The organism is Candidatus Dormiibacterota bacterium, from assembly GCA_035635555.1.
Classification (GTDB): domain Bacteria; phylum Acidobacteriota; class Polarisedimenticolia; order Gp22-AA2; family Gp22-AA2; genus Gp22-AA3.
The window spans coordinates 125,366-147,888 of sequence record DASQAT010000006.1 but is presented as its reverse complement, the minus strand read 5'-3'; the positions used below and the strand labels follow the sequence as shown (position 1 = coordinate 147,888).

Here is a 22,523-nt window from a genome sequence, read left to right as displayed (position 1 = left end):
GGTCGAGACGATCGGAGGTGAGTAGCTCGAGGAGAGCCCTACCCGCCGTTACGGGATCGTCCACGTCGAAAAGGACGCCGCCAACGAGCTCAGACTCGTGCACGGTTGGGTCTCAGGAAACCGCGGGGGCCGAAGATTACCGCTCTGTCGAGGAACCTGTTGAACCAGCGGCACGACGGCTCACCGAGATGCAGACAGGCCATGCAGGCGCCGCCACCGGTTCGGCATCCCGGATCGAGTGGACATCGTGCCTCGCCGTACACGAAATCATCGAGGAGACTATTGAGCCTCGTCTCGAACATCGCTTGCAGCGCGCCAAGCACGAACTGACCGCGGGCAGACGCGTATACGACGATCGAGAGGTGATGCGGCAGGAGGTACTCCGCCAGTCCGTCACGCTCCACACCAGCCGTGACTGCAAGCAAGCGAATGAGCCGGTGTGCATAAGAGTGCAACAGCGTGAGAGCGACCGCTCCCATGCGATGAGGCTGCTGCTCGGTGGGCCGTGGGATCTCGATCGCGCGCAGTATCGACAATCTCGCTTCGCGAGCCTCAGTGGTCTCCGGAAGATCGAAGCCCTCCTGGCGCAACCACCGTAGCACGGCGACTGGATCTAGCTGAAAAAGGATCGCTTCCGTCTTGGTCAGCATCCCATAGGCACGCAGGCCACCTCGCTCGCGGAAGGCACGCAGCGTAGTGTCGACGGGGTCCGAGCCGCCGCGGGTGAAGCCGAAGGCGAGTGTCGCGACCGGAAAGCTCGTTAGAAGCTCGACGTTGGTCATTGCCGCGTTGGCGATGCCGTCGCGATACGATGTCTCGTAAAGCGTGCGCAGCGGCGGGGTCGTGTTCTCGACCATTTCGTCGATCCGTACTCGACCCTGGTCAAGCGCCGAGGCCAAACTGAGGGCCTCTTCTTGGGCACGATCTCGCACAGCTCGGGGCAGGTCAATCCCGCCCTGGACGACGCCTCGCGCAACCTCTCCGCGTGCATGCGCTTGGTTCGCCAACTCGCGAGCTGTTTCCAACGTGAGCCCCGATTGCAAGAGCGTCTCGATCAAGCCTTCGACGGTCTGCGCGCCTTCGCCGGGCATCGTCGGCCCCAATCCAGCGAGAACCCATTCCAAAGCTCGTGCGCCGCCTCCGCCGGCCCGCAACCGAGCCGCGGCGGCCGGGTCCGGAGGATTCACCAGCACGGCGAATTGTGGGGAGAACACCGTGCCAGCTCTGTGCACGTTGCGCATCATCCCCTCTCGAGCACCGCAAGCGCAGGGCTGGAATGGGAAGCCGTGTGGCGAGAGCGGCCGCCGACACTCCGGGCAGAAGAAGTACATTTCCCTCGCGGCCGCCGTCCCAGGGAGCCGGACCGCAACGCTGTGGTGCGTCTGGCATCGCGGAAGCTGTGGCTCCTGGAGAGCACCACAGGAGTGGTACGCGACGTGCTGCATCTGCGCAATGCTAGACGACCCGCATCGGCAATTCTGGACTCGGTCTGTCGTCAATCGACCGCAGATCCTGCATCGCCACTGCTTGGGGAATGTCTCCACGACCACTCCACGATCTTCATTGACGGCGACCACCTCCACGGGCGTCTGTCCGCGCAATTCGGCGTCTAGACCGCCATCGTGCCCGTGGATCGCCCACGGGGCGACTGCCTCCAGAAGAGCGGTCCGCACCGAAGTCTGGTCGAGTGGTAGGCGTACGGGGTCTCCCCAATGCGTAACGCGCCACACGGCCCCCTCAAGGTCAACCGTTTGGGTCGGAAGCATGCCGAATAGAACCTGCGATGCACCCCGCTCGACTCTCATTGACCGCCTCGCGAATAGACAGGGACCTGGACCTCGACATCCCTTAGTGACCGCATCGGCTCGCCCGTGGGGAAGAGATCCGAGACCCATTGCGCGGTGCTTGCCGTATCGTTTAGCGCGAGGTAGAACCGTCGTACATATTCGGTCAGGTCCCGGCGCAAGTTCTCGTCGAGAGGACCGATGAAGCCCAAGAGTTCGATGATGGCATGGAGCTCGTCTGGCTCCAGGACGGGAAGCCTCGTAAACGCCCGCTGCACAGCCCGAGGGAGGGTAAGCTGCCGCAGCCCTTGGGAGAGCGCCGCGGGCTCGTGGATCCCATACAACCGACCCTGCTCGATGCCTGCGTATGTCAACTCCAGCACGCGGCGACTCTTTGCCGTGATCGGCACAGGGTCGACGAGCCTGTCCATGTGCTCGATGAAAGAGGGAAAGACGCGAAAGACGGCGGCATCGCGCTCCCGGCCGATCTTGTGTAGAACGATTACCAGTCCCGGATATCGTCGGCCGACTCGCGCGGTCGTCTGGATGAATTCCGAGGTGGACAGTGGCAAGCCGAGCATCACCATGATATTCAGGCGATCGATGTCGACTCCGTGCGACAGCATGGATGAAGCTGCGATCAGGTGAATACGGTCGACGAAGTCGCGTTCCGGGTTGGTGAGCCGCTCTAGTGTCGATCGCACCTCCTCGAGCGGCGTCCTGCCGGTGAGTGTTCCCGAGTTCAGAGGCTCGATCGGGACTTGAGAATCCGCCGACCGGGCTGCTGCCTCGACGTCCTTCAGCGTCGATCCGTACACGACATCGACGCCGTAGGCCCAGATAAGGTCCGACAGCACGTCCTCAGGTACCCCAACCTCCGTAGCCACCGCGCCAGGCTCGACGAGCGCTCGGCGGACTGACTTCTGGAGCACCTCGGTTAGTTGATCGTTCGCGTACTCAAGCGTGAGCCCGCGGGGTGACAGCGCCACGTACCGTCGCGCGAGCCGCTCGGAGTCCCGTGACCAAAATGACCGGCCTGCCCAAGGCCCCGGCACTGGGAACATCCGTCCTTCCCGTCGGTACAAGGCTCGCACCTGTTGGTCGTGTCCTGCCAGAGTTGCCGACGAGGCGATAAGCTTCGGTTCGCTTCCCCAGTGACGCTGCAGCGCATCGAGAAGCGCTTCGTAATGAGCATCGACTGATCCCAGCGTATCCCGCAGCAGGTGCAGCTCGTCCTGCATCCGAATCGTAGGTCCGAACAATGAAGCGTCTTGGCCCAAGGGCCCCACCTGGGCGGTGCAACGAGGGAAGAGGCAACCATTCGGGTTTCGGTTACGGTCAGGATTGTTGCGCGGCGCGTAGGTGAACCCGTGGCCGCGGGTTGAACAGGTGGCCGACGGCGGCCCGTAGAACCCACGCATAGCCGCCTGCAACGAAATGCTCGCTGCCTTGTCCAACGTCCCGAGGACCACCGTCGGCAAGAAGCGATAGATTTCATCGTCGACAATACGGAACGGGAGTGGCCGACCCCGCCAGGGGCACGCTGCGGCGTCGCACACGTGATCGAGTGCCCATCGCTGCTGGTCGAATCGCATGTGCAGATCGGTCGAACGGCAGAAAGGACACCGGATCAAGATTCGGTATCGGGCCGGCATCTGTGGCTCGCGGTGATCAGGCTGGCCTGGTCTGGGAGCGATCGGGATTACGTTAGGGCTCCCAGCCTCCCCTACGAGGAATCCGAGCGCGAACTCATCTCCCTCGATCCTTTCCCGACTACGAATTAGCTCCGCGGCCGCGAGAACGTCCGCGAACCGCTGAGTTTGCTGGAGTGACAGCATCCGTAAGGGGAAGCGGCCCCACGACGTGATGCCGTGGTGCTTGCCGCGCATCCGGTCGTAGAACGCCGCGGTCAACGTGAATAGGAGGTAGGTCTCCGTCTTCCCTCCGCCAGTGGCGAACCACAGCGTGTCCACGATGGCTCGCTCGCCATCTCGTGCGCCGTCAGGCAATGAAGGAAGGTTCGCCAAGATGAATCCAAGCTGGAACGCGCGCCAAGTGGCATGGCCGATACCCGGCGACTCGGCAAAGGAGCGATTCGCGAGGGCGAAGGCTCGTCGCAGTTGTCGATCCTGGTCAAGCAGCCCAACACCTCGGTTCACGCGTTCCACCTCACCCCGGGCAACCTGGGCCTCGTTCCGAGCATGGTTGAGCATGGCGTCATCCCAACCCTCCGCTGCCTGGCGGCGTGCGAGCGCCTCCTCCGACCAGAAGGTATCGGTCCATTCGCGAAGCCGTCTTGCCAGTTCTCCAACTGCTCTGCCTGGATCCTCGGCGAGCGCGGCGATTGACAGGTTGGGCAGAGCGCCGGCTCCCTCCTCATCCCAATAGTCCGGTCGTAGTCTGTCGAAACTCGCGAAGTCCGTGGTTACGAAAACATCCCTGCCCTGCAGGTTAACCCCGCCATTGATGCCATATGCAGGGACGTCTCGCTTGTATCTGAACGAGTCCGGAAGGTTATCCAGAAGGAAGGGGCCGGTAGGCCCAATCTCGGCCTCTAGCTCAGTTTCGTACAAGTTCCTGTCGAGATTCGGCACTTCATCGGGCGACACATTCACCAGAGTGAGCGCGAGTTGTGGTCCATCCTTACCGGACTCGATTTCTGCATGAACCTCTGCGGCTAGCCCGTGAGCACCGACGGCACTGAGCGCCTGTGCGATCTCGTTACGCCCGGCGGCTGTCAAGTCTCCCACTTGGCGTGGCATGTCAACGACGACGATCACGTCGATTTTCTCCGTCTTCTGCCACTTCTCGGCGTCAGGGTCGTCGCTCGCGTTCGCGATCTGGCGCCAGGCCGCCAATCGCACGCGGCACGCAATGCGCCGACCATCTAACGCACTGGGTCGAACTCGGAAGCCCACCTCGCAAGGTTCGAGGCGTTCCGCGCGTTCGCCAAGGCGGCTCGCCTGGACCCGCACCTCTGGCGCGAGCCGCCCGAGCCAGAAGCGCCCCTCGGGCGCGACCTTGAGGCGTTGCTCCCGAGTGCCCCGTGCCTCAGCGACTGCTTGCTCGAGTAGCCACGCGACGAAACGTTCGGAATGCTCCTGATCGATCTCCACTTTCTCCCCCTCAGCCCTCGCGGAGGTAACCAATCTCGGACAACGGAACGGGTTTTGGGCACTCTCGCACGTCGAGCACCTCGGCTTCTAGCACCAGCTCTTGGAGGTCGGCAATGGAAAGGCCCGTCTCTTGGTCGACGCGCGTTGCTTCGGATGCGACGATAGAACCCCGCGACGCCGCCACGAGTGCCTTCCCTGTGGCACGCCTGAAAGCGCGCCAGCGGCGAACGCCAGCAAACGCTTCTCGAATGCGCTGATCCGATATCCCCAGCCTCAAGGCTTCGTTCAGGCGCTGCAAATCCACCAAGTCACGCGGCGCTAACGGGCCGTCGTCGTCGACATAGCTTCGTGCGGCGTAGTAAGTCTTCTCGAATCCGAGAGAACAAAGACGCTTGTACAATTCCATGGGCGTCATCCGCGACGCGACGAACCCGCGTCTCACCGTTCGCTGCAGGTCTGCGATCAACAGGTTCGCGGCAAGGAGATCCGGCCTCTCTTTCTTGAGGCGGTCGGCAACCGCTTCTAGGAGGCCGATCCGACCGCCGCGTCGATCGACCAATAAGACCATCCCAGGGCGAAGCGCGGCAGCGCGGCACTCGATGATTTCTTCGTCCGCTCTCACGTCGACGAAGCGATCTCGGGCGAGTAGGAAGGCCCCGCCATCCGTCACAACCTCCACGGCCTCGACGGCGCCGCGCCACTCGCCATCGGCCAACTCTTCGCCAACTGCGTCCTCTACACCTTCGTCGCCCACTGCGAGTGGCACTGAAGACAGGAGCGGTTGGAATGCGTCGAACGGATCCACCTGTGGCTCCGATTCCAACGCATCGACGACGACAATCTCCGCGCGAACCTCTGGCAAGATCCTCGCCGGCGGCGGTTCACGCCCTATGAGCTCCCGCCAGGCTCGCTGCCGAGTCTCAGGGCTTCCCCAGCGAGATCTTGCACGGTGGAGTGCGTCAACGGCCGCTCGTCCGAGGCGGGCATCCAGATCGCCAAGGACCAGGACATGAACGTCGGGGCTGAGGCCCGAATCGAGCCGATGCCAATCCCATCGCGCTGGGGTCCCGACCACAAAAGCCTTTGGGGACATTCCTTCCCGGTGCAGTCTCCGCATCGGAACGACGCGCGCGCGACCGACCATGCCCGAGCCTGGGTCGCCACCCATGGCGTCGATGAGTGCACGCGCCGCCGTCTGGGTTCGCACCACGATGAGTGCATCTTCGCCACCAGAGACGGCTGCGGTCAGGTCCCGCCCGAACGGATCGGCGTCTTCGAGGAATCGTCTGAGATCGCCGAGATCGCTCGCCACCACCTCGGCCACTTCTCGGAGATCCCCGGAAAGGGTCTTCGACCAGGCCGCGATCTCTGGCTCGAAAGTCCTCGTTGCGCGTGCCGCCACCGGTGGGATCCCCGCGAAGCGATCGAACTGAGACGGCCGGCAAGGGAGTGATGTCAATGTCGAAACGTGATGCCAAGCGACCCGAATGCCCCTCATGATGCTCGCCGGTAGACTTGGAGCGGCGAGGTCTCCCAGAGTGTGTAGGTCATCCCGCAGCCGGCGGACTGTTTGCTCTGCCTCCGCATGGTGCGCCACGTGAATCGTCGTCTTGACGCCAGCCGCCATTGTCTTGAGCCGTTCCGCGGCGACGGAAAATGGGACCGCGCTATGTCGGTCCCGCTTACTCTCAGCCAGCACCGCGAGATCGGCCTCGGTCCACCCCCACACCAGCTCGCCATTGCCGGCGATACGGTCCAGCTCGGGATCGAGTGGATCGGCGAATACCCGAACGGTCGGCACGATGGGGTCCCCGCTCACAGGACCAGACAGGTGATCGACGACAGCTACGTCGACTGGCCATCCACGGAATCGGCGACCGATTATCGCGCCGCGAAAGGTCTGACCGACCAGAGGGCAATCGCCATCGGGACGAGCGCGAATGACAGGAAACACTTCGTTGATCGGGACCCTCGACCCGCCCGATGAGATCGCAAGTTCCTTCCAAGTGTTCGTCGCCGTGATCGTGTCTGAAGTCACGATGCCAACCGACTGCGAGCGCTCCTGATCCAAGAAGCGCCGGAGCAGAATCTGCCCAGCGAGCAGAACAGAGACCTCACCTGCTGGTGCGGGGTAGACGATCGTAATGCTCCTGCGTCGCCGCAACGCGAGATCGACAAGAGCCAAGACAGTCTCGTCGACGGCAGCCATCTCGACACGGACACACCCCGTGTTGGTCTGTCGCGCCAATCTCCCCTCGCGACCGATCGCCACTAGACTTCCCGGGCCTTCAAGCGCCACGAGAGCGAGGTCGAGAGACTCGGAGGCCAGAGGGGCGTCCGGGGGGCTGTTCCCGGCAAGGGCATTCACTGGAACAACACCGGAGTGCGTCCGTGCGCACACGCCTTGTTGTTCAACACTGCCTGGCGTGCGGCCACAGCCGCCGCCACGCTGAGAGCCGAGCGCTTGGGATCGTCGTGTTCCCAGAAGCGGAAGACCAGCCACCCGATCTCATGGAGCCGACGTTCAGTTGCCTCGTCGCGGCGGCGATTGGCCGCGAGCTTCTCCTTCCACCACCCGGCATTGGCCTTCGCGGACGTGCCATGGATCGGACATGCATGCCAAAAGCACCCATCCACCATCACCACTACGCCCGCGCGCTCGAAGAGCAGGTCGACACGACACCGCGTCCCAGGGACTCGTTCATCGACCCGGTACTTCAAGCCCAGGCTGTCGATGATGGCGCGTAGTGCGAGCTCCGGTGCGGTTCCGGTCTGTCGAACCGCCCTCATGCGATTACGCACTTGCATTGATGACGCTTGGGGGATGTCATCCCGCCGCACGGACTTGGCCTTCTTGGCTCCAATCTGTGAGGATCTATTAGTCATACCTCGCCTGTCGATGCGCGTAGTTGGAAACGGAACTAGTGATTTGAAGTCGAGGGAGCGGAGCGTCGGTTCCAACAATGCTGATGCGAGTACCGGCGGCACCGCGTTCCCGATCAGCTGGGCCAGCTCCCCGCGCTTGGTCACGGCGGAGAAGCTGAAGAAGTCTGGCAGCATCTGGAGCCGCGCAGCCTCGTGCGGAGTGATCGTCCGAAGTCTCGAAGGATGGACATATCTCCCTTGACCCATCGATCCGAAGCCCGTCGTGACCGTCTGTGCTGGATCTTTCCACCTCAACCGCCCATACATCGAGTTGTAGCTGTGTTTCGATCGGTGGCACTTTGGCCGCCGGCGGTTGGGTAGGTCGTATTGCTGCTCCTCGAACATCCATCTGATCCGTTTCATGTTCTTCTTGCTCGGCACACTCGCCGAGTCCAACATGCCGTTAGCTTTTAACCTGACGAGGTCACCGATCGCCCAGCGCACCGAGCGCACTGGATGATCCGGGCACCGGGCAGCGAGATTGCCCACGATGGCATCGACGTCGGCCCTCGCATCTCGTGTTGCAAGCACGACATGTCGCCGGCGTCGTTGTGGTGCTCCAAGCCGTGAGATGTCGACCACTGCCTCGGCCACCGTGTAGTCGCACGTTCGAAGCCGATCAATCGTTGCGTCGACTACCTTCTCCACGTCGTGCGTCACTGTCGGCACGTTCTCAATCAGCACGATTGTAGGCTTCAGTACTTCTGCCGCTCGAGCCATCCGCGCATACAACGCGTTACGCGGATCGTCTCGCCGCGTGTGGTTATTGAGATCCGAATGGCCCTGGCAGGGCGGGCCACCTACCAAGACATCCACAGGCCCTACGGCGGCCTTTACCTTGCGCTCGGCTTCAGTCAGCTTGTTACCCGCTCTCCCATCGAACAGCTCCTCGACGCGTCCATGGCGGACGCGAGCGCCCGGAAAGTTGGCCTCATACACCAACCTCGCCGTCATGTCTGCGTCGATTGCTAACCGGACGTCCAGCCCAAGCGCGAGATGTCGAGCCGCTTCGGCGACGCCCAACGTCAGCCCTCCGCAACCGGCAAAGAGATCCACGACGCGTATGCGCGGCCGCAGGGCCTCGTATGAGGGCCGCCGACCACAAAGGAAGGCCGCATCGGCGTTGCAGGCCCCACATTCAGGTCTTGCCTGGGGCCTCCCCGACCTCGAGCGACTTCCCGCTACCAATCCGGTCGCACCCTGCGCGAATCGCACCGTAGTAGTAGGTCCCCCCGGTACCTCCGGAGCCAATGCCGTGCGCCGTCACTGGAGCTCAGGTCTTCCGCTCCTCGGCCGGGTCCCCGCGCCGCTCACGTTTCGGCGGGCTCCCTGGGACGGCGCATAACGCCCATCGTGCCCACCGGGATAAGAACATGAGCACCGCCAAGCCACGACCTTGATCAGACTTGGCTGCAACCGACGATCGTCCTGACAACGTTATGGTTGCGAGGGTATCCGTCAATCGCCGAACCATGTCTCCCAGCGGATGTTGGCTGAGGCCAACTATACCGCCTGAAAGGAGCGGGTCGCAAGCTTGCGTGAAATCGATTATGGCCAGTTCAGCCCGCTCGTCTGCCCCTCCGGCGCCTCGATCGACGAGACGACGCCGCCCCGCAGCATCACGATCGCGCGCACTCGGGTCGAGAGGTAATCGTCGAAGGTGGCGGGGCGACGGCCGCGCTCGCGGGACTCGTTGTAGAGGCGCAGCTCGGAGGAACGGGGGCGGTGGCCGACCTTCCAGGCTACGGCGCCGGCCTCGCCAGCCACCGGCTCGCGGGACAGGACGAGCGGGCCGACCGCCTCTTCGGCCTGCGCCTCCGTCATGCCGACGAACGGCTGGCCGAGGAAGATCCGCAGGGCCTGGCCGGGTGTGAGGTCGGGCCAGCGGTCGAGCAGTCGGTGGACGCCGGTCTCGCGCGCCTTCTCCCAGGCGGGCCGGGGAAGGTAATCGGCGGCGATCTGCGACGGTGTGGCGACGTAGCGGGGGGGCTTGCGGACTCCGTAGGCGCGCAGCAGCGAGGCGTCGGACGGGCCGGGCGCGAGGAGGGCGCGATCGGCGCTCAGGTCAACGAGGACGACCACTTGGCCGCGCGGCAGGTCGACGCCGAGGCTGCTGCCGCGGGTGCGGACAGTGGTGGGATTGAGAACGTACAGGACCTGGCCGACGAGCTCGCGGGAAGGCGAGGCCGCGGCGGCCAGTGTCGGGGCAAGAAGCAGGACGACCGCGAAGGCGGGGAGGAGAAGGGCCGTGGGCCTCACGCCCGCCCGAACGTCCTCTTGAACAGGTCGTCGACGTGGCGCAGGTGGTGCTGGACGTCGAAGCAACGGTCGATCTCCTGGGCGGAAAGACGGGAGGTGATGTTCTTGTCCTTGAGGAGGAGGGCCTTGAAATCCCCCTGGCCGGCCTGCGCGTCCATGGCCGCCTTCTGCACCCATCCGTAGGCCTCGTCGCGCGACACTCCCTTCTTGGCCAGCTCCAGGAGGATTGTGCCGGAGAAGATCAGACCGCGGCTCATGTCCAGGTTGCGGCGCATCGCCTCGGGGTGCACGACCATGCCGGAGACGATCCGTGTGAAGCGGTGGATCATGTAGTCGAGCAGGATGGTGGCGTCGGGCAGGATGACCCTCTCGGCGGAGGAGTGGGAGATGTCCCGCTCGTGCCACAGTGGGATGTTCTCGAGCGCCACTTGGAGATATCCACGGATCAGCCGGGCCTGGCCGCTCATCTGCTCGGAGGTGATCGGGTTCTTCTTGTGCGGCATCGCCGACGAGCCCTTCTGGCCGGCGCCGAACGGCTCCTCGACCTCCCCGACTTCGGTGCGCTGCAGGTGCCGCACCTCGATGGCGAAGCGCTCGATGGAGGTGGCGGCGATCGCGAGGGCGGCGAGGAACTCCGCGTGCCGGTCGCGCTGCACCACCTGCGTGGCGATCGGCACGGGCGAGAGACCGAGCGAGCCGAGGGCCGCCGCCTCGACGTCCGGGTCGAGGTGGGCGAACGTGCCGACCGCCCCGGAGAGCTTGCCCACGGCGACGTGCCGGCGTGCCACGCTCAGGCGGTCGATGGTGCGCCGCACCTCGCTGTGCCACACCGCCATCTTCAGGCCGAACGTCATCGGCTCGGCGTGCACGCCGTGCGTTCGGCCGGCCATGACCGTGTTCTTGTGCTCGAACGCCCGCTTCTCGACGGCGTTCGCGAGCCCCTCGAGATCCTTCATCAGAAGCTCGGACGCTTCGATCATGAGAAGCGCCGTGGCGGTGTCGACCACGTCGTTGCTGGTCAGACCCAGATGGATGTAACGCGCGTCGGGACCGACGTGCTCGGCGAGGTTGGTGATGAATGCGATGACGTCGTGCTGCACGGTCGCCTCGATCTCGCGCACGCGCTGGACCTCGAAGCGCGCCTTGGCCCGGATGTTCGCGGCCGCCTGCTTCGGGATCTGGCCGCGGTCGGCGAGCGCGTCGCACACCGCGAGCTCGACGTCCAGCCATTTCTGGAACTTGTGCTCGTCGTCCCAGATGCGCGACATCTCCGGACGGGAATAGCGGGGAATCATCTCAGACCTCGAACCATTCCGACGGGGCGGCCTGCCGCGCCGGGTGAAGGACGGGCGCCCTGCGGCCGCGGCGCTCGAACTCCCCGCGCGCCGCCAGCAGGGCCAGATCGGGCCGGTTGTTCGTCCGGCTCAGGTGCGCCAGGATGACCCGGCGCGTCCTCTCGGTCGCCACGTCGCACAGAAGCGCCGCCGCCGTGCGGTTGTCCAGGTGGCCGTGCCGCCCCAGGACGCGATCCTTGATCACCTGGGGGTAGGGTCCCTGCCTCAGCATCTCCACGTCGTGGTTCGACTCGAGCATCACCACATCGCAGTCCATGAGCGCCTCGCGCACGGGGGCTGGGTCGTGCCCCAGGTCGGTCGCGTAGCCGAAGCGCTCGCCCTCGCACTCGACCGCGTATCCCACCGTCTCCACGGCGTCGTGCGGCACCGAGAACGGCCGCAGGCGCAGCCCTCCCACATCGAACGGTGTTCCCGCCTCGACCGCGACGTGCGCGAACACGCCGTGCCCGTGCACCCCGGCGCGCTGCAGGCCGGCCGCCCTGAAGGTCGCGGCGGTGCAGTAGACGGGCACCTTGTGCTTCTGCGAGAACAGGGCGGCGCCGCTGATGTGATCGGCGTGCTCGTGGGTGATCACGATCGCGTCCAGACGGTGCGGCTCGACGCCCACCGACTGCAGCCGGACGCCGAGCTCCCGGCAGGAGAATCCGGCGTCGAGCAGGACGCGGGCTCCGCCCCCCTCGATGCAGGTCGCGTTCCCCCCGCTGCCGCTTCCCAGGACCGCAAGCCTCAGGGGCGTCCTCCTCCGCGAGGGAGAGCTGCGAGCGTTCGGGCGGATTGTAACCGATATTGCCGCTCCCGCTTCATGGCCGCGCGGCCGCTTTCGGTTTCGACGCTCTTGCCATCTGCCTGAGCATGAACTGCGGGGCGATCCGGCTCATGACCTTCAGCATGTTGCTGAGGCCCGGCCGGATCTCCAGCCTGCCCGCCTCGATGCCGGCGATGGCGCGCTCGGCGAGCACCTTCGGGTCCATGCCTTTCAGACTCTTCGTCTCCTCCGCGAACTCGCCTCGGAGCAGCGGCGTCTCGACGGCGGGCGGAGCCAGCTCGACCACGGTCACGTCCGTGCCTTCGAGCTGCACGCGCAGGGACTGGGTGAAGGAGTGCAGCGCGGCCTTCGTGGCGCAGTAGACCGGTGCAACCGGGAATGGGACGAACGCCAGGCCGGACGAGACGTTTACGATCAGCGCCCCCTTTCGCGCTTTGAGATGGGGCAGGAACTGCCGGACCATCCGCACCGGTCCGCACAGGTTGATGTCGATCTCGCGCGTAACGTTGTCCAGGTTGCGCTCCCGGTTGAAGTCCAGGTTGCGCATGATGCCGGCGTTGTTGACGAGCGTGTCGAGCGCCGGGAACGCTGCGAGGACGCTCTCGTGCAGCGCCGCGATCGCAGCCTGATCGCTGACGTCGCTCTTGAACGCCTGCAGGCCGGGCAGTTCCCGCCTGACGGCGTCGAGTCTTCCCTGATCGCGGCCGGTGACGATCACGTTGTTCCCCCGCCGAAGCAGTTGCCTCGCCAGTTCGAGACCGATTCCGCTGGTGCCGCCGGTGATCAGGACGGTTCGCTTCTCCAGTTTCATGGATGGACTTACCACACCCGGCAGGCGTTGTCGCGGACCATCGGAGCGCCGGCCGGGCAGGAGAACGCCTTCTGGAACTCGGGCATGTTCGAGACGACACCGTTCACCCGGTACTTCGCCGGCGAGTGCGGGTCGGTCTGGGCGCGCAGGCGGGCCATCTCGTCGGAGTAGTTGGCGCACCAAGCCTGGGCGTTCCCCAGGAAGAAGCGCTGCTCGGCGGTGAAGCCGTCGACCGGCGCCTGCGAGGACCCCGTCTGGGTGTCCTGCAGCGCCATCAAGGCGATGCGCAGGCCGCCGTTGTCCGCGGTATTCTCCCCCAGCGTCAGCCGGCCGTTCAGGTGCACGTCCTCGACCGCCACGAAACCGGAGTACTCGTCCGCCAGGCAGGTGGCGCGCTTCTCGAACTCGCGGGCGTCGTCGCCAGTCCACCAGTCGCGCAGGTTCCCCTGCGCGTCGAACTTGCGCCCCTGGTCGTCGAAGCCGTGCGTCAGCTCGTGGCCGATGACCGAGCCGATGCCGCCGAAGTTCATGGCGTCGTCGGCCGAGTTGTCGAAGTACGGCGGCTGCAGGATCCCCGCGGGGAAGTTGATGTCGTTCAGCTGCGCATCGTAGTAGGCGTTCACGGTCGGTGGCGTCATCGCCCACTCGCCACGATCGAGAGGCTTGCCGATCTTCGCGATCCGACGCGCCACCTCGAAGGCGCGCGCCCTCGACACGTTGCCGGCGAAGTCGGTCCGCGCCACGCGGACCTTGCTGTAGTCGCGCCACGCGTCGGGGTAGCCGATCTTGTTCTTGATCCCGTCCAGCTTGACGAGCGCCGCCTTCTTGGTCGCGTCGGTCATCCAGGGGAGCCCCTCGATGTCCCGGCGCAGCGCCTTCTCGAGCGCCGCGACCATAGCCAGCGTGCGCGCCTTCCCCTGCGCCCCGAAGGCGCGCTCGACGTACGGCTGCCCGAGCGCCTCTCCCAGGAGACCGTCGGTCATCTGGACGCAGCGCTTCCAGCGCGGGCTCAGCTCCTTCGCCCCGGCGAGGGTCCTGTTGAAGAAGTCGAAGTCGGCCTCGACGAAGGCCTTGCCGAGGAGCGGAGAGGCCGCGCGCGCCACCTGCCAGCGCAGGTAATCCTTCCAGTCCCCGAGCGGCTGCGACTTGATGAGGGCGTCCATCCCCTTCATGAAGTCGGGGACCGACACATCGAGCGACGTGATCGTTCCGGCCCCCATCGTCGCGAAGTAGGAGCCCCAGTCGAACGACGGGGCCAGCGCCGCGAGGTCCTTGCGGGCCATCTTGTGGTAGATGTTCAGGGGGTCGCGTCGTGCGACGCGATCCATGGAGTTTTTCGCCAATGCGGTCTCGACGGCCAGCACGTGGTCCGCCGCCTTCGCCGCCTTGTCGGGCGCGTCGCCGAGAAGCCCGAACGTCTTGCGCACGTGGTCGCGGTAGCGGTCGCGCGTCTCCGTCGACTTGGGGTCGTCCTTGAGATAGTAGTCGCGGTCGGGAAGGGCGATCCCCCCCTGGTCGACGACCGCGATCACCGAAGTGGCGTCCTTGAAATCCTGCTCGGAGCCGAAGCGGAACAAGAGGCTCGGCCCGGCGGAGAATCCAGACAGGGGCTGGTTGACCCCGGCCACGTGCAGGCCTGCGATCGCGGCCGCGAGCTTCTTCGTCGAGTCGATCGCCTGGATGCGCGACAGGTCGGCCTTCAGAGGCTGGATGTCGAGCTTCTCGATCCCCGGCTCGTCCATGCAGGCGGCGTAGAAGTCGCCGATTTGCGTCTCGACCGGCGTGCGCGACGCCGTCTGGGCGGAGAGCTTCTCGAGGATGTCGTGCAGCACGGCCAGGTTGCGCTCGTCGAGCTGGCTGCCGCGCCCCCAGGAGCCGCGGTCCGGCGGGATCGGGTTCGTTTTCTTCCAGCCGCCGCAGGCGAACTGGTAGAAGTCGGCGCAGGGGTCGACGCTCTTGTCCATGGCGGCGATGTCGCCGGCGGCTGGACCGGCCCCGAGAAGCGGGAGAGCGAACGCTGCGACGACGAGACTCTGGATCTTGAGGCGCATGGACATCTCCCCAGACCGATGAGAGCGGTTCAGGTGGTTCCGGTGTGCCCGAAGCCGCCCGCGGCGCGGGCGCTCGGTGGAAGCTCGTCCACGGCCACGAGGCGCGGCCGGGCCACCGGTGCTATGACGAGCTGGGCGATCCGGTCTCCGCGGCTGATCGTGACCGGCTCCTGGCCCAGGTTGACGGCGATGACGCCGATCTCCCCCCGGTAGTCCGCGTCGATCGTCCCGGGAGTGTTCAGCATGCTCAGCCCCTGCCGCAGCGCCAGGCCGCTGCGCGGCCGCACCTGTCCTTCGTACCCCTCCGGCAGGGCGATGCAGAAGCCGGTCGGAATCAGCATGCGGCGTCCCGGCTCCAGGACCACAGGGCGCGGCACGCAGGCGCGCAGGTCCAGCCCGGCGCTCCCGGGCGTGGCCGCCTCCGGCAACGGCAGGTCCGGATTCTCCCGCGTGCGGACGATCAGGACTTCGGCCGGGTGGCTCGGCATCAGAACCGCAGCTCGACCTTGTCGATTCCCAGCCCGGCGGTCTGACCGAGGACCGCCAGGGTGCAGGAGGACGGGTCGAAGATCTCGCGCGACAGGTCCAGGAGCTCTTCACCCGTCACGGCGTCGATCCCCTGCAGGATCTCGTTCACCGAGAACTGGCGGCCGTAGTAGAACTCCTGGCGCGCCAGGTTCGACATCCGGCTGCTGCTGCTCTCGAGAGACAGCATGAGGCTGCCCTTCAGGTGATCCTTGGCCATCTTCAGCTCGCCGGCGCCGACCGAAGCTTTCTTCAGCTTGCTGAACTCCTGCAGGATGAGCTCGACGACCTCCTTCCCCGACTCGGGGGACGTCGCCGCGTACACCAGCAGGTTGCCGCTGTCGAGGAACGAGTTGACGGAGGAGAAGACCGAGTAGGCGAGGCCGCGCTCCTCGCGGATGTGCTGGAACAGGCGCGACGACATGGTGCCGCCGAGGAGAGTGTTCAGGACGTACTCCCGGTAGCGTCTCTCGGGGGGAAGACCGAAGCACGGCACGCCGAGGCAGAGGTGCAGCTGCCCGAGCTCCTTCTTCTCGCGCACGACCACGGCACCCGTGGTGCCGGGGGCCGCGATCGGGATCGGCGTCGTGCTGTTCCTGATCGGCTCGAACGCCCGGCGCATGGCGTCGGCCAGCCGGCCGTGGTCCAGGTTGCCCGCCGCGGTGATCATGATGTTCGACGGCTGGTACGAATCGCGGAAGAACCGGATGAGCATGTCGAGGTCCATGCGCGACACCGAGCGCTTGGTTCCCTGGATCGGCCGGCCGAGCGGATGGTTCTTCCAGAACGATTCGCTGAAGATGTCGTACACCAGCTCGTCCGGCGTGTCGTCGACCATCTTGATCTCTTCGTAGATGACCTTGCGCTCCTTCTCGACCTCGTCCGGGATGAACTTGGGATGGCGCACGATGTCCGACAGGAGGTCCACGGCGATGTCGACGTGCTCGTCGAGGACCTTGAAGTAGAAGCAGGTGTACTCCTTCGTGGTGAAGGCGTCCATCTGCCCCCCCACCGAGTCGACGATGAGGGCGATGTCCTGGGCGCTGCGGGTCTCGGTCCCCTTGAACAGCAGGTGCTCGATGAAGTGGGAGATGCCGTTCTGCTCCGGCGACTCGTGACGCGAGCCGCGCTTCATCCAGACGCCCAGAGCCACCGAGCGCAGGGTGCGCATGGGCTCGGTGATCAGGACCAGGCCGTTGCCGAACACCTCCTTGCGGATCTCTTCGGTCACGACGCTCATGGCGCTCATGTTAACACCGGGGGACCCGGGCGCCGGCTTATTTCCTGGGGGCCTCGACGTACTTGCCGTCGGAAAGACGATAGACGGTGGTGGAGTAGGCAGGAGGCTGGCCCGGCCCTTCGTCGTAGGTGCGGCTCGTGATCCAGAACTCGACGCGTCCGGCCGAGTCGTAGCGTTTCTCGACCTGCCGGCCGGCGTTCTGAAAAATGGATCGGTAGTCATGATCCGCCCCCCGGGCGAGGACGTCGATGACCTCCAGGTGCCCCCCCTCCCAGGTCGTCACGATCTCGTCCTTCCCGTCGCCGTCCACGTCCTCCACGCTCAGGTTCTTGAACGAGTCCCCCTCCTGGACGGTGTGCGCCAGGGCGTATTTCCCCGGGCCCCTCTGCTCGTAGAAGCGCAGCTCCGGCTTGCCCGCCGGCGTATCGATCACGACCGCGACGCTCGCGGCCTGGGGGTCTAGCGCGCGCACCAGGACGACGCGGTCGCCGCGCTTCAGGGTCGTCCGGAGCAGCGCGAGGACGGAATCGTTGGGGCGGGCGCAGGCGCCGGGCCCGAGCGCCCCCAGGAGCAGAACGGCGACGAGGGCCGCGCGCCGTGTGGCGGATGGCGCGGGATTCATATCTTGATCTTGCCTTCAAGGACGGCGCGGCACAGGTCCATGGACGAGACCAGGCCGGTGACCCTGCCCCTCTTCAGAATCGGCACGCGGTGAATCCTGAGGCTCCACATGATCCGGCAGAGTTCGATCACGAGCGTGTCCTCTTCGGCGGAGATGGCGGGGCTCGTCATGATGGTGCTGACCGGCATCTCCATCGGGTCGGGAGCCCTTTGTTCGGCCCAGAACGGCTTCTCCCCCCGGCGGAGCCGCGCCGGCGGCGCCTCCTGCAGGTGCCTGCCGCGCAGCATGGCGACGACCCGTTTCGAAGGTCTGCCGGCAGGGGCCGGAGCGCCCGCGGCGGAGAAGTCGCCGTCTTCCGGCAACGGGTGCCCCATGGCGCCGTAGATGATGTCCTCCTGCGTGACCACGCCGACCAGCCGGCCCTCCTCGTCCACCACGGGCGCTCCGTTGATGTTCTTCTCCTGCAGGAGATCGCACAGTGCCCCGACCTTCATGTCGGCCGGCACCGTGACCGGCGTCCGCGTCATCAAATCCAGGGCGCACAGAGCCGCACCGCGCCGGGCGACCGGCTTCAGATGCCGGGCGATCCGGGACCTCGCCTTCGGGGCTCTCCTGGGCCTGGTCATTCGCCGTCCTTCCGGGAAGAGGCTTCCGCGTCCACCGACGCCAGAAGACGCTCCAGGGCCGCCGCGTCCGCGGCGACCTCGACCACCCGGTTCGCGAGGCGCGGCTCGACACCCGGCAGGCGCCCTCCATGGTAATCGATCGTGGCCTGGCTGAACTTGCAGCCATGGGCGGTGGCGACGATGACGACGCTCTCGTCGGGGAGGATGGTCCCCTCCTGCCGGGCCTTGAGGAACCCGGCCACGGCCGTCGCGGAGTTCGGGCAGATGTAGACTCCCGTGGCATCGACCAGCGCCTTGGCGTCCATGATCTCCTGCTCGCTCGAGGAGATGAACGCCCCTCCCGACCGGCGCACGGCGTTCACCGCCTTGTCGTACGACACCGGATCGCCGATGCGGATAGCGGTCGCCACGGTGTCGGCCGCCTTCACGCGGACGTGCTCCCTGTACCCCTCGCGATGCGCCCGCGCCAGGGGGGCCGCGGCGTCCGCCTGCGCTCCGAGAAGCCTCGGCACGCGGTCGATGACCCCGAGTGTCTTCAGATCGACGAGCCCCTTGCCGATGGCCGCGATGTTCCCGGCGTTGCCGACCGGCACGACGACCCAGTCGGGCGGCCGCCAGTCGAGATCCTGCAGCGTTTCGTAGGCGATCGTCTTCTGTCCCTCGATGCGTACCGGGTTGATCGAGTTCAGGAGATAGATCGGCCGGCTCCGGCAGATCTCGCGAAGCAGGCGGATGCACGTGTCGAAGTCCGCCGGCAGCGACACCGTCAGGCAGCCGGACGCGATCGGCTGCGACAGCTGCTCCACGCTGATCTTCCCCTTCGGCAGGACGACCACGCCGCGCATCCCGTCGACCTGCGCGGCGTAGGCCGCCATGGCGGCCGAGGTGTCGCCGGTCGAGGCGCACGCGACCTGCCGCACCCGCAGGTGACGCGCCCAGGACACCCCCGCGGTCATGCCGCGGTCCTTGAAGGACAGGGTGGGATTCTCCCCTTCGTGCTTCAGGCGCACCTCGGAGGTGCCCGACGCCTCCTCGAGACGCTTCGAGCGGTACAGGTTGGTGTTCCCTTCCGGCTTGCTGACGATCATCTCCGCGGGAAGGTCCGGCAGCACGAGCTCGTGATAGCGCCAGACGCCGCTCCGGTGAACGCCGGTCCTGGCGCCCAGGCGCGAGTCGAACAGAAGGCGCCATCCGGCGCCGTCGTGGTCGCTCCTCAGGCGGTCGAAATCGTGCGTCACCTCAAGGATGTTGGAGCAGGCGTCGCACTCGTAGCGGATCTCGTCCAGGGGATAGACGCGGCCGCAGCCGATGCAGCGCAGCCCGGAGTACGGCGGCCGGGTCGAAGTCATCGTCAGTCGAGCCGGCGCGCGCCGCGGTTGTCGGGCGGGCAGACGAAGTGCCGGCTCGGAAGTCCGTGGCGCTGGAAGGCGGCTTGCATCGCCAGGGCCACCCTCTCGGCCGCGTCCGGGGGCACCACGGCGAACAGGGCCGGCCCGGCGCCCGAGATCGAGCAGCCGTAGGCCCCGGCGTCGAGCGCCGCGTGCTTCACGTCTGCGAATCCCGGGATCAGTCTCGATCGCACCGGCTCGACGACCCGGTCGACCACGGCGCGGCCGAAATCGCCGATCCTCCCCTGCGCCACCGCGGCGACGAGGGCCGCGGTGTTCGCCCAGTTGCAGGCGGCATCCTTGAGCGCGATCATCTCGGGCAGGACCGAGCGGGCGAAGCGTGTCTCGATCTCCATCCCCGGCAGGACGACGACGAAGCGCATGGCGGAGGGCAGCTCCAGCCTGATGACGTCCAGGGGCTCGTAGCTCCTCACGATGGTGAACCCGCCGAGGAGCGAGGCCGCCAGGTTGTCGGCGTGCCGGCCGCCGCTCGCCAGGACCTCCCCCTCCAGGGCGGCCTCGAGGAGCATGTTGCTTCCGAGCGCAGAGCCGAACAGGAGGTGCGCCGCGACCGCTCCGCCCACGGCGCTTGCGGCGCTCGAGCCGAGACCGCTCCCCTGCGGCAGCCCCTTGTGGAGCTTCATCTCCATCCCGGCTTCCTTCGCCGCTTTTCCCTTGAGCTGCTTCAGGACCGTCTCGGCGGCGCGGCCGGCGCAGTTCTTGTCCGGATCGGTGGGGATGTGCTCCTTCTCGCCGGTCATCTCGATGATCCGCACGCCGGGCGTCTCGCTGCGGCGCGCCTCGATCGTGTCCCCCAGCCCCTCCAGCGCGACCCCCAGGGAGTCGAAGCCGGGCCCCAGGTTGGCGATCGAGGCCGGCGCGAACACCTTGACCCAGCCCGGCTGCTGCGGATCGGTCACAGGAGCCCCCTCGCCTTCAGGAGCTCGGCGTTCAGGATCGCGGCGCCGGCGGCGCCCCTGATCGTGTTGTGGACCAGGGCGACGTATTTGAGTCCGAGCACGGGGCAGGGGCGCACGCGCCCCACGCTGATCGTCATCCCCTTGCCCGCCATCCGGTCGTGTTTCGGCTGGGGGCGGTCCGGCTCGTCGCGCACCTCGATGGGGCGCTCCGGCAGGCTCGGCAGGCCGAGCGGCACCAGGGGCGAGCGGAACTCACCCAGGACGCGCGTCGCCTCCTCGGCCGTCGTGCGCTGCTCCGTCTCGACCGAGACGGCGAGCGTGTGCCCGTCGGAGACGTGCACGCGATGGCAGTGGGCGCTGACACCGAAAGCCGCCGGCCCCTTCGGCGTTCCGAAGATCTTGAGCGTCTCGGACTCCATCTTCTCCTCTTCGTTGCCGATGTACGGGATGATGTTGTCCAGGATGTCGAGCGAGGCGACCCCCGGGTACCCGGCTCCTGAAATCGCCTGCAGCGTCGCCACAACCAGGCGCTTGATGCCGAAGGCGCGATGCAGCGGGGCGACCGACAACGCCAGGCCGATGGTCGAACAGTTCGGGTTCGTGACGATGAACCCGCCGCCGCGCCACCTGCGCTTCTGCGTCTCGACGAGCTCGAGGTGGTCGGCGTTGACCTCCGGGACCAGGAGCGGCACCTCGGGGTCCATACGGTGGTTCCTGGAATTGCTGACGACCGCGCAGCCGGCGCGCGCGAACTCCTCTTCGATCCCGCCCGCGACCGAAGCGTCGAGACCCGAGAAGGCGAGACGCGCGTCGATCCCCGGGCGGCAGGGGACGACCTCCATGGTGCGCGCCCACTCCGGAATCGGCTCCGGCAGGAACCAGCGGGCCGCCTTGCCGTACGCCTGCCCGGCCGAGCGCTCCGAGGCGGCCAGGCCCGCCACCCGGAACCAGGGATGGCCGTCGAGCAGCTGGACGAACCTCTGCCCGACCGCCCCGGTCGCGCCGAGGATCACGACCGGTATCCGTCTGTCAGCCCCCACACCCGCCTCCCGTCTCCACCTGCCGTCTCACGCCGTCCCGACGATCGATCGCGCCACCGTGATGACGTCGGCGAACGCCCCGGCCGCCGTCACCTGGGGCCCCGCGCCGGGCCCCGAGACCACCAGCGGATTCTGCGCGTACCGTTCCGTGCGGAACACGAAAATATTCTCCGGACCGGACAGACGGCCGAGCGCCGAGTCGGCCGGGACCTCCCTGAGGGAAGCCGCGCAGCCGCCGTCGATGGTCGCCACGTAGCGCAGGCGGGCTCCCTTCGCCTCCGCCGCCTTCCACCTGCGCGCCATCTCGGCGTCGAGCGCCGTCGATTCCGCGATGAACCGGGACGCCTCGCCACGCCGATCGACGGCACAGAACGGCTCGAGCCGGACGTCCTTTGCCTCGAGGTCGCGCCCGGCCTCGCGCGCCAGGATCAGCCCCTTCCGGGCGACGTCCATCCCACCCAGGTCGTCCCTGGGGTCCGGTTCCGTGTACCCCAATTCAGAGGCGCGCGCAAGGACTTCCGAGAACTTTTCTCCCGCATCGAGCCCGGCGCACAGGTAATTGAGCGTGCCGGAGAAGCACCCTTCGACCGACTCCAGCCGGTCGCCGCTGTCCAGGAGGTTCCGCAGCGTCCCGAGCACCGGGAGACCCGCTCCGACCGACACCTCGTACAGCCAGAAGCGCCGCTTCCTGCGCGCCGCCTCCTTGACGGCGCGGTACTCCTCGAGCGGTCCCGCCAGCGGCTTCTTGTTGCAGGAGACCACGTGCAGGCCGGCCGACAGCGCCTCGAGGTACGGCGCCGTCATTCCCTCCTCGGCGGTCGCGTCGATGAGCACCGCCGGGCCGGACAGGACCCCCAGCGCCCCTTTCAGGATGGTGCGTCCGTCGGTGCCACCCGTCTCGACCCGCTTCTCCCAGCGGTCGAGGTCGAGCCCGTCCGGCTCGAACGCCCCCGAGCGCCGGCCCGCGATCCCCGCGTACACCAGCTCGACGCCGAGCCGCTTCGCGAGAGCCTCGCGCTGCTCTCTCACCTGCCCGATGAGCGCCCGGCCGACCGTCCCCTTGCCGAGCTGGACGAGAGACAGCCTCACCGCACG

17 protein-coding genes are annotated in these 22,523 nt (G+C 66.6%); all 17 read right to left on the bottom strand.

Annotated elements, in window-relative coordinates; all coding sequences use genetic code 11:
• Window positions 1–89 precede the first annotated feature (89 nt).
• The 17 genes from VEW47_02365 to VEW47_02285 all read right to left on the bottom strand — a co-directional run bounded on the left by VEW47_02365 (window position 90) and on the right by VEW47_02285 (window position 22,517).
• Entirely contained in the window at window positions 90–1,244 is a 1,155-nt protein-coding gene (locus tag VEW47_02365) for a hypothetical protein (protein HYS04012.1), read from the bottom strand.
• A 557-nt stretch (window positions 1,245–1,801) separates the two neighbouring features.
• Entirely contained in the window at window positions 1,802–4,900 is a 3,099-nt protein-coding gene (locus tag VEW47_02360; GenBank protein HYS04011.1) for a helicase-related protein, read from the bottom strand.
• Window positions 4,901–4,910: 10 nt separating this feature from the next.
• Window positions 4,911–7,109 (bottom strand): hypothetical protein, encoded by a 2,199-nt coding sequence (locus tag VEW47_02355; GenBank protein ID HYS04010.1) that lies wholly within the window; start codon window positions 7,107–7,109, stop codon window positions 4,911–4,913.
• Window positions 7,110–7,264: 155 nt separating this feature from the next.
• A complete protein-coding gene (gene vsr, locus VEW47_02350) occupies window positions 7,265–8,881 on the bottom strand; it encodes a DNA mismatch endonuclease Vsr (GenBank protein ID HYS04009.1) in 1,617 nt (538 codons plus the stop codon).
• Between the two features lie 492 nt (window positions 8,882–9,373).
• Window positions 9,374–10,084, bottom strand: a complete 711-nt coding sequence (locus tag VEW47_02345) for a hypothetical protein (GenBank protein ID HYS04008.1) — start codon at window positions 10,082–10,084, stop codon at window positions 9,374–9,376.
• Entirely contained in the window at window positions 10,081–11,379 is a 1,299-nt protein-coding gene (gene purB, locus VEW47_02340; protein HYS04007.1) for an adenylosuccinate lyase, read from the bottom strand. The genes VEW47_02345 and purB overlap by 4 nt, the downstream gene beginning before the upstream one ends.
• Before the next feature lies 1 nt (window position 11,380).
• The gene (locus VEW47_02335; protein ID HYS04006.1) at window positions 11,381–12,154 is read right to left on the bottom strand and encodes an MBL fold metallo-hydrolase; all 774 of its coding nucleotides are present in this window, start codon (window positions 12,152–12,154) and stop codon (window positions 11,381–11,383) included.
• 85 nt (window positions 12,155–12,239) lie between these two features.
• Window positions 12,240–13,016: an SDR family NAD(P)-dependent oxidoreductase gene (locus VEW47_02330; protein HYS04005.1), complete on the bottom strand. Its 777-nt coding sequence runs from the start codon at window positions 13,014–13,016 to the stop codon at window positions 12,240–12,242.
• Window positions 13,017–13,024: 8 nt separating this feature from the next.
• Window positions 13,025–15,067, bottom strand: coding sequence for a M13 family metallopeptidase (locus VEW47_02325; GenBank protein ID HYS04004.1), 2,043 nt, complete (start codon window positions 15,065–15,067; stop codon window positions 13,025–13,027).
• Window positions 15,068–15,096: 29 nt separating this feature from the next.
• Entirely contained in the window at window positions 15,097–15,555 is a 459-nt protein-coding gene (gene dut / locus VEW47_02320) for a dUTP diphosphatase (GenBank protein HYS04003.1), read from the bottom strand.
• Window positions 15,555–16,832 (bottom strand): pitrilysin family protein, encoded by a 1,278-nt coding sequence (locus tag VEW47_02315; protein HYS04002.1) that lies wholly within the window; start codon window positions 16,830–16,832, stop codon window positions 15,555–15,557. Before VEW47_02315 ends, dut begins: the two co-directional genes overlap by 1 nt.
• A gap of 37 nt (window positions 16,833–16,869) precedes the next feature.
• A complete protein-coding gene (locus VEW47_02310; protein HYS04001.1) occupies window positions 16,870–17,454 on the bottom strand; it encodes a hypothetical protein in 585 nt (194 codons plus the stop codon).
• Complete coding sequence (locus VEW47_02305; protein ID HYS04000.1) at window positions 17,451–18,080, bottom strand: CBS domain-containing protein; 630 nt, start codon at window positions 18,078–18,080, stop codon at window positions 17,451–17,453. Before VEW47_02305 ends, VEW47_02310 begins: the two co-directional genes overlap by 4 nt.
• Complete coding sequence (gene thrC / locus VEW47_02300; GenBank protein ID HYS03999.1) at window positions 18,077–19,429, bottom strand: threonine synthase; 1,353 nt, start codon at window positions 19,427–19,429, stop codon at window positions 18,077–18,079. The genes VEW47_02305 and thrC overlap by 4 nt, the downstream gene beginning before the upstream one ends.
• A gap of 2 nt (window positions 19,430–19,431) precedes the next feature.
• The gene (locus VEW47_02295; GenBank protein ID HYS03998.1) at window positions 19,432–20,388 is read right to left on the bottom strand and encodes a homoserine kinase; all 957 of its coding nucleotides are present in this window, start codon (window positions 20,386–20,388) and stop codon (window positions 19,432–19,434) included.
• On the bottom strand, window positions 20,385–21,401 hold the full coding sequence (gene asd, locus VEW47_02290) for an aspartate-semialdehyde dehydrogenase (protein ID HYS03997.1): 1,017 nt from the start codon (window positions 21,399–21,401) through the stop codon (window positions 20,385–20,387). The genes VEW47_02295 and asd overlap by 4 nt, the downstream gene beginning before the upstream one ends.
• A gap of 54 nt (window positions 21,402–21,455) precedes the next feature.
• Window positions 21,456–22,517: a hypothetical protein gene (locus VEW47_02285; protein ID HYS03996.1), complete on the bottom strand. Its 1,062-nt coding sequence runs from the start codon at window positions 22,515–22,517 to the stop codon at window positions 21,456–21,458.
• Window positions 22,518–22,523 lie beyond the last annotated feature (6 nt).

Excerpts from the sequence above, each read along its gene's own strand:
- VEW47_02365 (HYS04012.1), bottom strand. The coding sequence starts at position 1,244 with ATGATGCGCAACGTGCACAGAGCTGGCACGGTGTTCTCCCCACAATTC.
- dut (HYS04003.1), bottom strand. The coding sequence starts at position 15,555 with ATGCCGAGCCACCCGGCCGAAGTCCTGATCGTCCGCACGCGGGAGAAT.
- VEW47_02355 (HYS04010.1), bottom strand. The coding sequence starts at position 7,109 with ATGGCTGCCGTCGACGAGACTGTCTTGGCTCTTGTCGATCTCGCGTTG.
- purB (HYS04007.1), bottom strand. The coding sequence starts at position 11,379 with ATGATTCCCCGCTATTCCCGTCCGGAGATGTCGCGCATCTGGGACGAC.
- VEW47_02305 (HYS04000.1), bottom strand. The coding sequence starts at position 18,080 with ATGACCAGGCCCAGGAGAGCCCCGAAGGCGAGGTCCCGGATCGCCCGG.
- VEW47_02310 (HYS04001.1), bottom strand. The coding sequence starts at position 17,454 with ATGAATCCCGCGCCATCCGCCACACGGCGCGCGGCCCTCGTCGCCGTT.
- VEW47_02330 (HYS04005.1), bottom strand. The coding sequence starts at position 13,016 with ATGAAACTGGAGAAGCGAACCGTCCTGATCACCGGCGGCACCAGCGGA.
- VEW47_02325 (HYS04004.1), bottom strand. The coding sequence starts at position 15,067 with ATGCGCCTCAAGATCCAGAGTCTCGTCGTCGCAGCGTTCGCTCTCCCG.
- VEW47_02315 (HYS04002.1), bottom strand. The coding sequence starts at position 16,832 with ATGAGCGTCGTGACCGAAGAGATCCGCAAGGAGGTGTTCGGCAACGGC.
- thrC (HYS03999.1), bottom strand. The coding sequence starts at position 19,429 with ATGACTTCGACCCGGCCGCCGTACTCCGGGCTGCGCTGCATCGGCTGC.